Here is a 14,298-nt window from a genome sequence, read left to right as displayed (position 1 = left end):
CGCAGAGGCCGGCCGAGGACCGGGCGGGGGCCGTTCGCGACGGCGGGGCCGTCGAGCCGCGGCCCGGCGTACTGCGGCGAGGGGCGGACCGCCGGTCGGGGTCCCCGCTCCGAGGAGGTGGCCGCCTGATGTCGCATCAGGCCGGCGTGTGACGAGAAGTGACCGCTGGGGCCGGGACGGTGGAGCGGTCCGCAGCACCGTCGCCCGTGCCGCGTTGCGGCCGGTGTGGTCGGTGCGGTCTGTCATGTCTCCGGGCGGGTCCGTCCGGAGGTGGAACTGGGAGGGGAACCGCCATGGGGTCTGTGGGAGAGAGACTGAGCAGGACGCGGGAGCGGGCCTTCATCGGCCGGGAGGAGGAACTCGGCGCGTTCGGTGAGGCCTTGGCGGGGGATCCGCAGGCGCCGTTCGCGTTCTACGTGTTCGGGCCGGGAGGGATCGGGAAGTCGGCGCTGCTGCGCTGCCTGGCGGATCGGGCCCGTGCGGCGGGGCGGCCGATCGTCGAGGTCGACGGTCGTTTCGTCGGCCGCGACCCGGCCGATTTCGAGCGAGAAGCCGGCCCCTTCCTGGAGGTCGCCGGCACGGTGCTGCTCGTCGACTCCTTCGAGCACTGCCAGTGGCTGGAGAGCTGGCTGTGGCAGCGCCTCCTGCCTCGTGCTGCCGACGACACGCTGGTGGTCCTGGCCGGTCGCGTCGCGCCGCAGCCGCAGTGGCTCGCCGATCCGGCCTGGGCCGGGGCGCTGTACGTCCGTGAACTGGAGCCGTTCTCGGAGGAGCAGGCCTGGAGCGTGCTGGCCACGGCGCAGGTCCGGCCCGAGTTGCGGGAGCGGGTGCTGCGGTTCGCCGGGGGCAACCCGCTGGCGCTGTCTCTCGCGGCGGCCGCGGGTTCGACGGGCTGGAGCAGGGAGGAGGTCTGGGCGCCCTCGGCCGACCTCCTGCGGACGCTGTTGACGGGGCTGATCGGGGAGGTGCCGACGGCGGCCCACCGCCGTGCCCTGGAGGTGGCGGCCCAGGCGCACTCGACCTCCGAGGAACTGCTCGCCGCGGTCCTGCCGGAGGAGGACGTCCATCTGCTGTTCGGGTGGCTGAGGGACCTTCCGTTCATCGAGTCCGCCCCCCGGGGCCTCTATCCGCACGACGCCGCGCGCGAGACGCTGACGGCCGATCTGCGGTGGAGGGCCCCGCATGCCTTCGTGACGATGCGTCAGCGATTGGTGGAGGAGTATCTGCGCATGCTGCGCGAGGCACCCGAGGAGCGGGTGTGGACGGTCACCGACGAACTGTTCTACCTCTTCCGGGAGCTGGAGAGCCTGACCCGGTTGCGCACCTGGTCGCGTGAGGAGGAGGTGCACGACTGCCCGCTGCGGCCCGACGACCTCGACGACGTGCTCCGGATGGCCGCGGAGACCGAGGGGCCGGCCTCAGCGGAGCTGGTCCGCTACTGGGCCGAGCGGCAGCCGCAGGCGTTCAGCGTCTACCGACTGGTGAGCACGGGCCGGACCGTGGCGTTCACCGCCCGGCTGGCCCTGCCGGCCCCTGCCGACCCCCGGGACGTGGCCGTCGATCCCGTCGTCGCGGCCGCCTGGGAGTACACCGACGCCACCGCGCCGGTCGGCCCCGGCGAGCACATCGGCATCAGCCGCTTCTCCGTCTACCCGGAGCGCTACCAAGTCCCCTCGCGCGTCATCGATCTCAGCAGCTCCCGCGCCCAGGCGGAGTCCGCCCGTGCCCGCGGCCGCGCCTACGGCTTCGCCGTCTGGCGGGACGCCGACGCGTGGGCCGACCGCGTCAGGGGAACCCTGAGCGACACCGGCGCGCGGCCGCGGGTCGGTGAGCACACCTACGGGCTGTTCGGCGTCGACTGGCGTCAGGTGCCCGTCGAGACGTGGCTCGGCCGCTTCATCTCCGCCACCGACGTCCCCGCCCAGCCAGGGCCGTCCGCCCTCTCGCGCACCGCGTTCGACCAGGCCGTGCGGGAGGCGCTGGCGCACTGGCGCGACCCGGCCGCCTTCGCGGTCTGCGCCCTGTCCCGCACCCGCCTGGCGGCCGACTTCACCGATCCCGCCGAAGAGCTGCGCGCCCTGCTGCGCCACGCCGTGGACGACCTCGCCGGTGACCCGCGCGGCGTGCGCGCCCGCGAGGCCCTGGCGGCGGGCTACTTCTCCGGTGCGCCCACGCAGGAGGCCGCCGCCCGCCGCCTCGGCCTTCCGTACGGCACCTATCGGCGTCATGTGCGCCAGGGCCTGGACCTGCTGTGCGAATCCCTGTGGCGGCAGGAGCTGCACGGCCCCCGGTGACGAGGGCGGGCGCAGGCCCGCGGCACGGCGGGCCGGACAGGTGCGGACAGCGGTGGACAGTCATGGCCCCCGGCGGGCCTGGATAGTGGACAGCGCTCCGCACGAGGCTCTGCGTCATGAACCTCCAACGCACACAGCCGGGGCGGACGGGGCCCGCCCCGCGGCCGGCCGCCGTGCTCACGGTGCTCGCCGCAGCCCAGTTCACCGTCATGCTCGCCACCTCGATCGTGAACGTCGCGCTCCCGCAGATCCGCGCCGGGGCCGGCCTGTCGGACAGTGGCACCACCTGGGTGGTCAACGCCTACGGCCTGGCGTTCGGAGCGCTGCTGCCGGCGAGCGGGCGGGCGGCCGATCTGCTCGGCTGCCGCCGGGTGCTGGTCGCCGGCCTCGCGTTGTTCGCGGTTGCCTCGGCGGCCGCAGGACTGGCCACCTCCTCGGACGTGCTGATCGCCGCCCGTGCCGTCCAGGGGGTCGGCGCTGCCGCCATCGCCCCGGCTGCGCTGGCCCTGGCCATGGAGATGTTCCCGTCCGCCGCCGGGCGCGGCAGGGCACTGGGGGTGTGGGGCGCGGTCTCCGGTGCGGGGGGAGCGGGCGGCGTGCTGCTGGGCGGTGCGCTCACCCAGGCGTGGGGCTGGCCGTGGATCTTCCACTCCGTCGCGCTCGGGGCGGCGCTGGTCCTGGCCGCCGTGGTGGCCCTCCTCCCACGGGCGGCCGGACGGAAGGCCGGGCGGTTCGACCTGCTGGGCACCGTCACCGTCACCCTGGCGCTGACCGCCCTGGTGTGGGGGCTGACGACCGCCCGCGGCGCCGGCTGGACGGACGCCCGGGTGCTGGGCGCCCTCGGCGCGGCCGCCGTGCTCCTCGCGGCCTTCGTCGTGATCGAGCTCCGCCGGCCGAACGCGCTGATACCGCCGCGGCTGTTCTCCACCGGCCGGGTGGCGGCAGGAAACCTGCTGATGGCCCTGCTCGGGTCCGTCTGGATCGCCCTGTTCTTCTTCCTGCCGCTCTACCAGCAGCAGGTCCTCGGATCCAGTCCGCTGGTCACCGGGGCGGGCCAACTCCCGCTCGCCGCGGCCAACATGCTCGGATCGGCCCTCGCGCCGCGCGTCTCCCGGCGCATCGGCGCCACCGCGACCGTCACCGCGGCCCTGCTCACCGAGGCCGCGGGCCTGCTCTGGCTGTCACGGATCACCGCCGACGGGAGCTACCTCGCCGATGTCCTGGGCCCGAGCGTCCTCGTCGGCCTCGGCCTGAGCATCGCCTTCGTCCAGCTCACCGCATTCGCCGTGGAAGGCCTGCCGCCGCAGGACGCGGGGCTGGCCGGCGGGCTGGTGAACACGACCCGCCAGGTCGGCGGCGCGATCGGCCTCGCGGCACTGGCCACCCTCGCCGGCTCCGTCACCGCCCACGCCTCCACGCACGAGCCCCATCTGGCGGCCCTCACCGCCGGCTACCGCGCCGTTTTCGCGGTCTCGGCCGGCGTCCTGGCCACCACCGCACTCCTCGCGCTGCTCCTCACCCGCGGCACCCGTCCGCGAGCCGCGGCCGTCGCAGCCACCACGGCCACCGCTGCCACCACGGCCGTCGCTGCCACCGCAGCCACCGCGACCTACCCGGCCTCCGGCCCGCGTACCCCGACAGACCTGCACGCCCCGTAGGCCCTCGGTCCGCAATCCCCGAAACCCCGCCACCCCGCCGTCCCCGCCGTGCCCGCTATCGCTGTGAACCCGCTATCCCCGTGAACCGCAATCCCCGCTGTCCCCGCTGTCCCCGCGGTTCACCCCGGACCGGCCGGCCGGCCCGACGGCCCCGGCCGAACCGCCGGCAACCCACCCTCAGGAGAGGAACCACAACCATGGTCACCATCGACGAGACCGCCCCCGTCATCGTCCGCCTGTCCACCGTGATCGACGCCCCACTCGCGACGGTGTGGGAGCTGCACACCGATGTCGCCGCCTGGCCCACCTGGAACACGGACATCGAGCAGACCGTCGTCAGCGGCCCGCTGGCGCCCGGGAACTCCTTCGGCTGGCGGACCCACGGCCTGGACATCACCTCCACGGTGTACGAGCTCGTCCCCGGTGAGCGGATCGTCTGGGGCGGCCCCGCAGACGGCATCGACGGCGTCCACGTGTGGACGTTCGAGCAGAGCGGGGATCACGTCACCGTCCGCACCGAGGAGTCCTGGAGCGGTGCTCCGGTCGAGGCCGCGGCCGGCCACCTCGGCGAAGCCCTCCACGGCTCCCTGGAGAACTGGCTCTCCCACCTCAAGAGCCGCTCCGAGAAGCCTCTCTGACCAATCGTCACAACTGCGGCGTTCGCGCCGTCCTGCCATCACACCCACCGGAAGAGAGTCCTGCCATGACCGCCGTCAAGCCCCCCTACCTGACCGGCCACTTCGCCCCCGTCGCCGACGAGATCACCGCGACCGGGCTCACCGTCGAGGGCACCCTGCCGCCCGAGCTGACCGGCCGGTTGATTCGCAACGGCCACAACCCCAAGCCCGGCATCACCCCCACCCACTGGTTCAAGGGCAGCGGCATGGTGCACGGCATCCGGCTGCGCGAGGGCCGCGCCGAGTGGTACCGCAACCGCTGGGTCCACACCCCGGCCCTGGACGGCGCCCCCTACATGACCGAACACGGCCCCGACCTGACCGCGTCCGCCGCCGGTACGCACGTCATCGAGCACGGCGGACGGCTGCTCGCCCTCTGCGAGGCGAACCTCCCCTTCGAGCTCACCCGGGAGCTGGAGACGGTCGGCGCCCATGACTTCGACGGCAAGCTGCGCACCGCGATGACCGCGCACCCCAAGGAGTGCCCGGTGACGGGGGAGCTGCACTTCTTCGGGTCCTCGCCGTTCCCGCCGTTCCTGACGTACTACGTCGCCGACGCCAAGGGCGAGATCGTCCACACCGCCGAGATCCCGGGGGCGACCGCCTCGCTCAAGCACGACTTCGCCATCACCCGCCACCACGTGGTCTTCGTGGAGGGCAACGTCACGTTCGACCCGGCCGACCACTCCGGCATCCCCTACGGCTGGAACGACGGGCAGCCCGCCCGCATCGGCGTCATGCCCCGCGGCGACGACGGCGCCCGCAAGGTCCGCTGGTTCTCCATCGAGCCGGGCAACATGCTGCACGTCGCCAACGCCTACGAGGACGGCCGGGGCCGCATCGTCCTGGAGGGCCCCACCGTCGACCGGGAGGGATTCCGGCTCTCCTGGAACTGGTGGGTCGGTGCGCCCGGACGCGGCACCGAGCCCGTCGCCCGCTCCTACACCCGTCGCTGGGTGGTCGACATGGCGGCCGGCACCGTCGACGAGCAGATCATCGACGACCTGCCGGTGGAGTTCCCCACCCTCAACGAGGAGTACCTCGGCGCCGAGAACCGCTACCACTACGCCATCTCCTTCCCCGACGAGAAGGGTTTCGGCGGCTACGGCGTGGTCAAGTACGACCGCACCACCGGCGCACGCCGCATCCACCAGGTCGGCGACGCCCGGATGCCCGGTGAGGCCGTCTTCGTCCCCGCCGCCGAAGCCACCCGCGAGGACGACGGCTACCTGCTCACCGTCGTCTCCGACCTCAAGCAGGACGCCTCCCAGCTGCTGGTCCTCGACGCCTCCGGCCTCGACCGGATCGCCACCGTCCACCTGCCCCACCGGGTGAGCGCAGGCCTCCACGGCTCCTGGATCCCCGACGGCACCTCGGACGACGACCGGCGCTGACGCACCGTGAGGAGCCAGTCCGGCTGCTCCGGCAGGCCGACACCCGAGGGCTGACCCCGAAGCCCTCGGTACGACGGCCAGGCGCCCGGGCCCGGCGCCGCCCGGCCAGCAGACCTCGATGCCCTTCCCGCCCGCCGGGAAGGGCATCGGGCCGCGTGGCGGACCACCGCCCGCTCTCGTCGTGGAGGGGCTCCGCCTCGGCGTGCTTCCGGGCGCAAACGACATAGATCATCATCCTATTCACCGGTTAGGGTGATTTTCGACCTCTGTGTATCTTGCGCCGCTTATGATCCACTTCCTGTGACGAACAGTCAGAACACCCGAACGGCCGAGGATGCGGCCGACGTGGTCATCCTCGCGCCGGTCCGGCCGGACTCCTGCTCGGCAACCTCCTCCACCGGAACGGGATCGACTGCGTCGTCCTGGAGCGCGCCGACCGGATGCACGTCCAGACCCGGGCACGCGCCGGCTTCCTCGCCGCCGAAACCGTCCGGACCCTGGACCGCCACGGCCTGGCCGAGGGCCTGCACCGGCGCGGCCGCCAGCACGGCAGCTGCGAATTCCGCACCGACGACGGCCGCTTCCGCCTGGACTACGGCAGCCTCGGCCACGGCGAGCAGCACACCGTCTACCCGCAACAGGACCTGGTCACCGACCTCTTGACGACGTACCTGGACGCCGGCGGGCGGATCCACTTCGAGACCGAGGCGCTGGCCGTGCTCGACGCGTGCGGCCCGCGGCCGTCGGTCACCGTGCGCGGAGCGGACGGCCGCCCCGGCCGGTGGCGGGCCGGATACGTCGCCGGCTGCGACGGCCGCCACGGTGCAGCGCGCCGCTCACTGCCGCCCGGGGCGGTCCGCCACCACCGTGACCACGGCGTCTCCTGGCTCGGCCTGCTCGTCGAGGCGCCGCCGAGCCTCGACGCCGTCGGCTACGCGGTGCACGGCCGGGGTTTCGCCGGGCACATGGCACGCACCCCGGAGATCACCCGCTACTACCTGCAGTGCGAACGCGGCACCCCGGCCGACGCCTGGTCCGAGGACCAGATCTGGGACGAGCTCGACCTCCGCATGCGTCCCGGGAACTACGGGCCGCTGAACCGCGGCCGGATCCTCCAACGCGCTGTCGTCGACCTCGAGTCCGACGTCGTCGAACCGCTGCGCCACGGCTCGCTCCTCCTGGCCGGCGACGCCGCCGGCCTGATCGGCCCGTCCGCCGCGAAGGGCGCCAGCCTCGCGGTGCTGGAGGCGGAGCTCCTCGCCCGGGCCCTGGTCGACGACCTCGCGCACGGCGACGGCGACGCCCTCTCCCGCTACTCGGCCCGGGCCCTGGCACACATCTGGCGGGCGCAGGAGTTCTCGCAGTGGATGATCCAGCTGCTGCACAGCTCGCGAGCGGGCGACTTCGCGGACGTGCCGCCGGGCGCGGACGTCTACCTCCTCTCCCGGGTGCTGCACGACTGGGACGACGCGCGCTTTCGGGAGATCCTGCGTCACTGCGCCCGCGCGATGCCCGCCCACGCCGACCTGCTCATCGTCGAACGCGTGCTGCCCGCCGACGGGTCGGCTTCTCCGGCCACCGCGTGGGACCTCCACATGATGTGCAACACCGGCGGTCGGGAGCGCCGCGCCGACCACTACGCCCGGCTGCTCGGCGACGCGGGTCTCGAACTGGTGGAGTGCTCGCCGCTGCCGCTGGACGCCACCGTCCTGCACGCGCGCAAGGTCGCCGTTCCCAGGCCCGCGTCCCCGTCCTCACCCCGTCAGGTCCCGGTCGCGGCGGGAGTGCGGCCGGCCCCGGTGCACGTGATCGCCGACGTGACAGGCCACTGAGAACGGGGTGTTCCCGAACCGGAGCGGTCCGGGAACACCCTGTTGCTATCTGGCTTCGCATGCTATCTTGCGATGCATGGTACCTGGCATCGCAAACCCCGAAGGCGGCGCGGACGCGGCGGACGGACCCGTGGCGACCCAGCTGCGCAAAGGCGTGCTGGAGTACTGCGTGCTGGCGCTGCTCCGGGACGGGCCGCGCTACGGGGTCGAGCTGCTGCAGGAACTCGGCCGCTTCCCGATGCTCGCGACCAGCCAGGGCACGATCTACCCCCTGCTGTCCCGGCTGCGCCGCTCCGGACTCGCCGACACCTTCCTGCGTGACTCGGCCAGCGGCCCGTCCCGCCGCTACTACACCCTCACCGAGGCCGGCCACAGTGCCCTGCGGGAGTTCACCGCCCTGTGGCCCGCCTTCCGTGAAACCGTCGACCACGTCCTCGCCCCGGGAGAGAACCCGTGAACAACCCCATCGAGCACCCCCTGGTCCGTGCCCACCTCGACGCCGTCGACCGGTACACCGCCCCGCTGCCCGAGGAGCGCCGCCGCGAACTCCTCGCCGACCTGCGCGAGCACGTCGAGGTCGCGCTGGCGGAGCGAGACCTCGTCGACGAGGACGCCGTCCGGCAGGTTCTCGGCCGGCTCGGCAGCCCCCGGCAGATCGCCGACGCCGCGCTGGCCGAGGAGGGCCGCACCCGGCCCGAGCCGGAGACCGGTCGCCGCACCACCCTCACCCTGGTCCTCGCGGTGCTGCCGATGCCGCTGCTCCTCGTCCCGGCGATCGGGCCCGGCCTCGCGCTGATCGCCGCCGTCGTCGCAACGGTCAGGGTCGCCAGGTCCGCCCAGTGGACCCAGTGGGAGAAGAAGCAGGCGGCCCTGCTCCTGCTCAGTCCGATGCTGGTCACGCCGGCGGCCGCCGGCGTCGTCGCGGCCGTCTCCCGCCTCAGCCCGGCCGGGGTCCTCGTCGCCTGCGCGGTGGGCTTCTGCCCCACCCTGGTCGCGGCGGCGCGACTGGCCCGCTCCGCCGCCCGCCTGCGCACCGCCGCCACCACTGCCATCGCCTGAACCCGACCGCGTTCTCGACGGCCCCGGCCACGGCCGCCACGCCGCTCGGCCTCGTGGTTCGGACCGCCGTCCACCACCGCGCAGCGCCGCGTTACGCGGTGGGGGGCGAGTCGGCAGTGGGCTGCATCTGGGTGGTGAGCCCGGGGAAGGGGTGAGGGCCCGCCGTCGGGCGAGCCCTCGACCCTGTTCGGACGCCGGACCCTGTGCGGACGCCGGTCGGGCAGTCCGCCGATGAGATGCCGACGGATGGGGCGGCCGCTCAGCGGGCCGCGGTCTCCGCCGGCTGGGCGGTGGCGGTGTCCTCGTGGTGCTCCGTGACGGCCGGTTCGGCGGCGGCGGGGGCGGAGTTCTGGCCGGCGGTCTGGCACGTACTGCACGTGTGCCAGCGTGGCCGGTGCCTTGGTCGGTCGGTCTCGGTGAATCGGTGCGGGGCGAGGGTCATCTCGCCGGTGTCCAGACCGCACAGGGTGAGGGGCCCGCAGGCGCCGGAGGCTTCCGCGGGGGCGGCGTGGGCGCGGCGCACCGGGTTCTCCGGGTGCGCTGGCGTGTGGTCGGGGCCGAGGACCCGAACATTGCTTGGCATATCCATTTCCAGTACGACGACGATGTCCATCCCCTCAACGTGGCCGCCCGGTCCCTCCGCCGCACCCGCACGGTGGCATCCGGACCAGCCGGACCACCCCCTTGCCCCCGAGGGAGCCCGGGAGTCATGGCTTCGCCGGGCGGGAGCCCTGGCCGTCGCCGAGCCGGAGGAGCTCCATGCCCGACGAGACGAGACGGGCGCGCCGAATGCCGGGGTGACGGCACCACCGACCATGGACGGAACGGCCAGGCTTGCAAGTGAGGCGCGTGTGCAACTATTGTGAGATCAGATAAAGCCTGCTTGCAACATCGAGCAGGCATCTGCCGTGCCGGCCCGGCCGCGCCGTCGCGGGTCCCACGGCTGCCCGGCAACGAGCCGCCCACCTCTGAACCTCCGCCGCACCGGCGGCGCGGGGCCGAGGCCGCCCGTGCCGCCGGATCCCGCCCGTCCGGCGCCCTCCCGTCCCGGACGTCCCACCAGGAGATCCGCCATGAACGCCACCCTCTTCACCCCCTACACCCTGCGGGCGCTGACCGTTCCCAACCGGATCTGGATGCCGGCGATGTGCCAGTACAGCGCCGCGCCGGACGGGGACGCGGCCGGCGTGCCGACGGACTGGCACTTCGCCCACCTGGCGGCGCGTGCCACCGGCGGCACGGGGCTGATCATCACGGAGGCCACCGCCGTCAGCCCCGAGGGGCGCATCAGCCCGTACGACCTCGGCATCTGGAACGACACCCAGGTCGCGGCATTCCGCCGGATCACCTCCTTCCTCAAGGCGCAGGGCACCGTCGCGGGCGTCCAGCTCGCCCACGCCGGACGCAAGGCGTCGACCGAGCGGACCTGGGTCGATCGCGGGCGTGCCGTCGCCCCGGACGAGGCCCACGGCTGGACGCCGCTGGGCCCCAGCGCCGTTCCCTTCAGCCCCGCGCACACCAGGCCCGACGAGCTGACCGAAGAGCAGATCGGCGGGATCGTGCGGCAGTTCGCCGACGCCGCCCGGCGTGCGCTCGACGCGGGGTTCCAGGTCGCCGAGATCCACGGTGCCCACGGCTACCTGATCCACGAGTTCCTCTCCCCGAGCAGCAACCGCCGCACCGACGCCTACGGCGGCTCGTTCGAGGGCCGCGTCCGCTTCGCCCTGGAGGTCGTGGACGCCGTTCGCGCGGTGTGGCCGGAGGAACTGCCGGTCTTCTTCCGCATCTCCGCGACCGACTGGCTCACGGAGAACCCGCAGGACGGCCGCGAGGGATGGACCTCGCAGGACACCGTCCGACTGGCCAAGGAGCTCCGGGCCCACGGCGTGGACCTGATGGACGTCTCCACCGGAGGCATCGTCCCCGACGCCCGCGTCGAGTCCGGGCCCGGCTATCAGGTGCCCTTCGCCGAGGCCGTGCGCCGTGACGCCGGCATGCCGGTGGCGGCCGTCGGCCTGATCACCGACGTGGCCCAGGCGCAGGACATCCTCACCAGCGGCCGGGCCGACGCCGTCCTGATCGGCCGCGAGTTGCTGCGCAACCCGTCCTGGGCGCGCCATGCCGCAGCCGAGCTCGGCGCCCAGGTCCCCGTACCCGTCCAGTACCACCGCGCGTAGCGGCACCACGGCACGCCCCGGTCGCGGACCGCGCACCCGCCCCGAGCGGTCCGCGACCGGGGGCGTCCCTCGGCATCCCGTCGCGGACCGCGTACGAGTGGGACGCGGCGGGCGGCGCGGTGCGGCTCGACGGGAGCCGGGACGAGGCACTGCCCGGCTGGCGCGTGGCGCAGATGGTGCATGCCGGTGCGTACGACGGGCTGGGCGAGTCCTGGGAACGGCTCCACGGGTGGATCACGGGACAGGGCCTCTCGGCGGAGTCGCAGAGGTGGGAGGTCTACCTCACTCAGCCGTCGCCGGACATGGACCCGCGTACGCTCCGCACCGAACTGAACTGGCCCGTCGCCGACTGACACGACGCGGTCGGGTGGGACCATCCCACCTGAGGAAGGCCCGGAACCGTTCGCCGGTGCCGTCCGCCACCATCGACGGACATGACGGAGGACCCTACCCGATCACGGATCACTGCCCAGGCCGATTTTCTGCCTCCCGGCGGGGCATGACGACGCGTCGGACTCCACGACTCCTCAGGTATCCGTCGGCGGTCCGCTACGCGAAGGGGCCCTCGGCGGTGAAGCGGTGCAGGTGGCGGGCGAAGGTCTCCGCCTCGCCCGCGGCCAGGCCGAAAGGCTCGCGGTGATGTGGCCGGCCAGCCGTTCACGCAGTTCTGCCACGGCCTGTCGGCCCTGCTCGGTCAGGACGAGCAGCTGTGCGCGCCGGTCGTTCGGGTCCGGCTCGCGGCGGACCAGGCCGGCGTCCTCCAGGCGGGACGCGCGGCGGGTGATGCCGGAGCGGTCGAGTCCGACCTCGGGAGCCAGGTCGGCGGCGCTGCGCGGCCCGGTCCGGGCGAGGGCACTGAGGACGGGGTACGTCAGCTCGTCCAGCTCCTCGCCCATGCCCTCGGTCAGCCGCTGGTGCAGCCGGGTGCGCGTGGTGCGCCGCAGCAGGACACCCAGCGCATCCGCGATCTCGCTGCCCACCTCGTTCTCCATGCCACCAGATTAGCGTGCGCGGTGCACGCATCGGGTGCTACAGTTCAGGAGAAGCGTGCGCAGCGCACGCATCTCCTGAATTCCCCTGCCCCGAAAGGAAGTCCCATGACCCGCACCCGCATCGAGGCCGCCCTCAACGACCTCCTCTTCAACCGCGACCTCACCGTGTCCGAGGCCGCCGACCGCCACTTCGCCCCGGAGTACCGGCAGCGGACCGACGGGGAGTGGGCCGACCGTGCCGAGTTCCTCGACCACATCACCCACCTGCGCACCGTCGTCGCCGGCGGCCACGTCGTGGTCCACGAAGAGCTCCACGACGGCAACAAGTACGCCGACCGGCACACCGCCCACGTCACCAAGAAGGACGGCTCCACCGTGCGGATGGAGGTGTACGTGTTCGCCGACCTCGCCCCCGACGGCCGGTTCAGCCGGATCGAGGAGACCACGCTGATGCTCGAGGGCTCCGAGGCCGACCGCACCATCGGCAGCGCACGCTGAAGCCGGTTCCCGCGCCCGCGGACGGACGACGGGGGAGTTGCACGGGCAGCACCCCGGTGCGCACTGCGGGTGCCGAGCGCGATCTCGGCACCCGCGCCCGGCCGGGGCTCGGGGGTGGGCTCCTCGGCCCCGGAAGCCGCGCCGCCGCCTCGATGCGGCGACCGGATAGCCGACGGAGGGCACCCGGGACAATGCCGACCCCCTACAACCGGACCCCGCATCGTCCGTGACCCTCCGACACCAGCGGTGTCCACCACCGTGGATACGATCCGAATGACGGACACCTGGAGCAGGATCCCGGGATCGACAGCCACGCCGTTCACCGGCTCGTCGTCACCCGGGAGACGCTTCCGAACGTGGCCGTCCCGGACGAGTGAGGTGGGCCGCACGGAAACCACCGCAGGCCTTCGCACGCTCCTCGCCCGGCAGGACCACCCCACCCGAGAGGGCACCACCGAGTGAGCAAGCAGGTCATCACCCCCAAACAGCGCGGCTACCTGATCGTCAACTCCCACCCCGACGGGTGCGCGGCGACGGTCGACCGGCTGTGGGACGGCATCGGGCCGGCCGCCCCCGGCAGCAGTGAGCCGGCCGACTCCGGCCACCGTGCGCCGGTCGCCCTCGTCCTGGGCGCGAGTGCCGGGTACGGCCTGTCCATCCTGCTGGCCGGCCTGCGCCGTCAGGGCATCCGCGGCGTCGGCGTCGCCTTCGAGGCGGCCGGCACCGAGCGGCGTACCGCCTCGGCCGGCTGGTACCGCACCGCGGCCACGGCCCGGCTGGTCGAGGCGGCCGGCGGCGACTTCACCTTCGTCAACGCCGACGCCTACGCCGACTCCACCCGGGCCCGGGTACTGGAGCTGCTGGCCGACCGGTACGGACCGGTGGACTACCTGGTCTACTCGCTGGCGTCGCCGCGCCGCACCGACCCTGCCACCGGGGTGGTCCACCACTCGGTCATCAAGCCGATCGGCGAGGCCTACACCGCCCCCTCGCTGGTGTTCGAGGACGGCACCGCGTCGATCGGCACCGTGGACCTGGCAGCGGCCGACGAGGACGAGCAGGCCGCGACCGTTCAGGTCATGGGCGGCACGGACTGGAAGCTGTGGGTCCGGGCCCTCGCCGGCGCCGGGCTGCTCGGCGAGGACTTCACCACGGTGGCACTCTCCTACGTCGGCTCCGAGATCACCGCTCCGGTGTACCGGCGGGGCACCATCGGCGCAGCGAAGGAACACCTGGAGAAGACGGCGCACGAGCTCAACGCCGACGTCCTGGCCGACCGCGGCCGTGCCTTCACCGTGGTCGCCGGCGCCGCCGTCACCCAGGCCTCCACCGCCATCCCCTCCATCGCCCTCTACACCTCGCTGCTGCGCAACGTGCTGGGCGCCGGCGGCTGGCGTACCACCGCCGACCAGGCGGTGGACCTGTGGGAGCAGTTGGCCGGCTCCCGGCCGCTGAACCTGGACACCCAGGGCCGTATCCGCCTGGACGACTGGGAGATGGACCAGGACGTCCAGGACGGCGTCCGCAAGCTGTGGGAGGACCCGGGCGCCTCGCTGGCCGACACCCCGGCCGGCCCGGCCTGGTTCTACGACCAGTTCCGCGAGCTGTACGGCTGGGACGTCCCGCAGGTCGACTACGAGGCCCCGGTGGAGACCTCCGTTCCCTGGCCCGCCGAGGGCGTGTAGCGGGAAGCGGCCGTCCGAGGGCGCCGGTGGAG

At 73.4% G+C, this 14,298-nt stretch carries 12 protein-coding genes and 1 pseudogene; 11 read left to right on the top strand and 2 right to left on the bottom strand.

Annotated elements, in window-relative coordinates:
• Nucleotides 1-302: 302 nt before the first annotated feature.
• The 7 genes from ACZ5WK_RS12450 to ACZ5WK_RS12420 all read left to right on the top strand — a co-directional run bounded on the left by ACZ5WK_RS12450 (nucleotide 303) and on the right by ACZ5WK_RS12420 (nucleotide 8,914).
• Entirely contained in the window at nucleotides 303-2,294 is a 1,992-nt protein-coding gene (locus ACZ5WK_RS12450) for an ATP-binding protein (protein WP_465547312.1), read from the top strand.
• 116 nt (nucleotides 2,295-2,410) lie between these two features.
• Nucleotides 2,411-3,952, top strand: a complete 1,542-nt coding sequence (locus ACZ5WK_RS12445; protein ID WP_465547311.1) for an MFS transporter — start codon at nucleotides 2,411-2,413, stop codon at nucleotides 3,950-3,952.
• A gap of 197 nt (nucleotides 3,953-4,149) precedes the next feature.
• A complete protein-coding gene (locus ACZ5WK_RS12440; RefSeq protein WP_465547310.1) occupies nucleotides 4,150-4,590 on the top strand; it encodes an SRPBCC family protein in 441 nt (146 codons plus the stop codon).
• 65 nt (nucleotides 4,591-4,655) lie between these two features.
• Complete coding sequence (locus tag ACZ5WK_RS12435) at nucleotides 4,656-6,023, top strand: carotenoid oxygenase family protein (RefSeq protein WP_465547309.1); 1,368 nt, start codon at nucleotides 4,656-4,658, stop codon at nucleotides 6,021-6,023.
• Nucleotides 6,024-6,400: 377 nt separating this feature from the next.
• Nucleotides 6,401-7,855: a 4-hydroxybenzoate 3-monooxygenase gene (locus ACZ5WK_RS12430; protein ID WP_465547405.1), complete on the top strand. Its 1,455-nt coding sequence runs from the start codon at nucleotides 6,401-6,403 to the stop codon at nucleotides 7,853-7,855.
• Between the two features lie 76 nt (nucleotides 7,856-7,931).
• Nucleotides 7,932-8,312, top strand: coding sequence for a PadR family transcriptional regulator (locus ACZ5WK_RS12425; protein WP_331742231.1), 381 nt, complete (start codon nucleotides 7,932-7,934; stop codon nucleotides 8,310-8,312).
• On the top strand, nucleotides 8,309-8,914 hold the full coding sequence (locus ACZ5WK_RS12420) for an HAAS signaling domain-containing protein (protein ID WP_465547308.1): 606 nt from the start codon (nucleotides 8,309-8,311) through the stop codon (nucleotides 8,912-8,914). The genes ACZ5WK_RS12425 and ACZ5WK_RS12420 overlap by 4 nt, the downstream gene beginning before the upstream one ends.
• A 259-nt stretch (nucleotides 8,915-9,173) precedes the next feature.
• Here ACZ5WK_RS12420 and ACZ5WK_RS12415 read toward each other — a convergent pair whose 3' ends face one another.
• A complete protein-coding gene (locus ACZ5WK_RS12415) occupies nucleotides 9,174-9,497 on the bottom strand; it encodes a hypothetical protein (RefSeq protein ID WP_465547307.1) in 324 nt (107 codons plus the stop codon).
• 490 nt (nucleotides 9,498-9,987) lie between these two features.
• On the opposite strand from ACZ5WK_RS12415, the gene ACZ5WK_RS12410 reads away from it, so the two are divergent.
• Together ACZ5WK_RS12410 and ACZ5WK_RS12405 are read left to right on the top strand one after the other, a co-directional pair.
• Nucleotides 9,988-11,091 carry an NADH:flavin oxidoreductase/NADH oxidase gene (locus ACZ5WK_RS12410; protein ID WP_465547306.1) on the top strand — a complete coding sequence of 368 codons (1,104 nt, stop codon included), beginning with the start codon at nucleotides 9,988-9,990 and terminating at the stop codon, nucleotides 11,089-11,091.
• Between the two features lie 119 nt (nucleotides 11,092-11,210).
• Nucleotides 11,211-11,444 (top strand): GyrI-like domain-containing protein, encoded by a 234-nt coding sequence (locus tag ACZ5WK_RS12405; protein WP_465547305.1) that lies wholly within the window; start codon nucleotides 11,211-11,213, stop codon nucleotides 11,442-11,444.
• 196 nt (nucleotides 11,445-11,640) lie between these two features.
• On the opposite strand, the pseudogene ACZ5WK_RS12400 reads toward ACZ5WK_RS12405, so the two are convergent.
• Nucleotides 11,641-12,083, bottom strand: a pseudogene (locus tag ACZ5WK_RS12400) (MarR family winged helix-turn-helix transcriptional regulator).
• 105 nt (nucleotides 12,084-12,188) lie between these two features.
• Between ACZ5WK_RS12400 and ACZ5WK_RS12395 the strand changes: the two are divergent.
• Both ACZ5WK_RS12395 and ACZ5WK_RS12390 read left to right on the top strand, forming a co-directional pair.
• Nucleotides 12,189-12,581 (top strand): nuclear transport factor 2 family protein, encoded by a 393-nt coding sequence (locus ACZ5WK_RS12395; RefSeq protein ID WP_465547304.1) that lies wholly within the window; start codon nucleotides 12,189-12,191, stop codon nucleotides 12,579-12,581.
• A 458-nt stretch (nucleotides 12,582-13,039) separates the two neighbouring features.
• The gene (locus ACZ5WK_RS12390; RefSeq protein ID WP_465547303.1) at nucleotides 13,040-14,266 is read left to right on the top strand and encodes an enoyl-[acyl-carrier-protein] reductase FabV; all 1,227 of its coding nucleotides are present in this window, start codon (nucleotides 13,040-13,042) and stop codon (nucleotides 14,264-14,266) included.
• Nucleotides 14,267-14,298 lie beyond the last annotated feature (32 nt).

This window comes from Kitasatospora sp. NPDC032757 (genome assembly GCF_055579305.1).
This window is presented reverse-complemented; position numbering and strand designations above follow the sequence as displayed.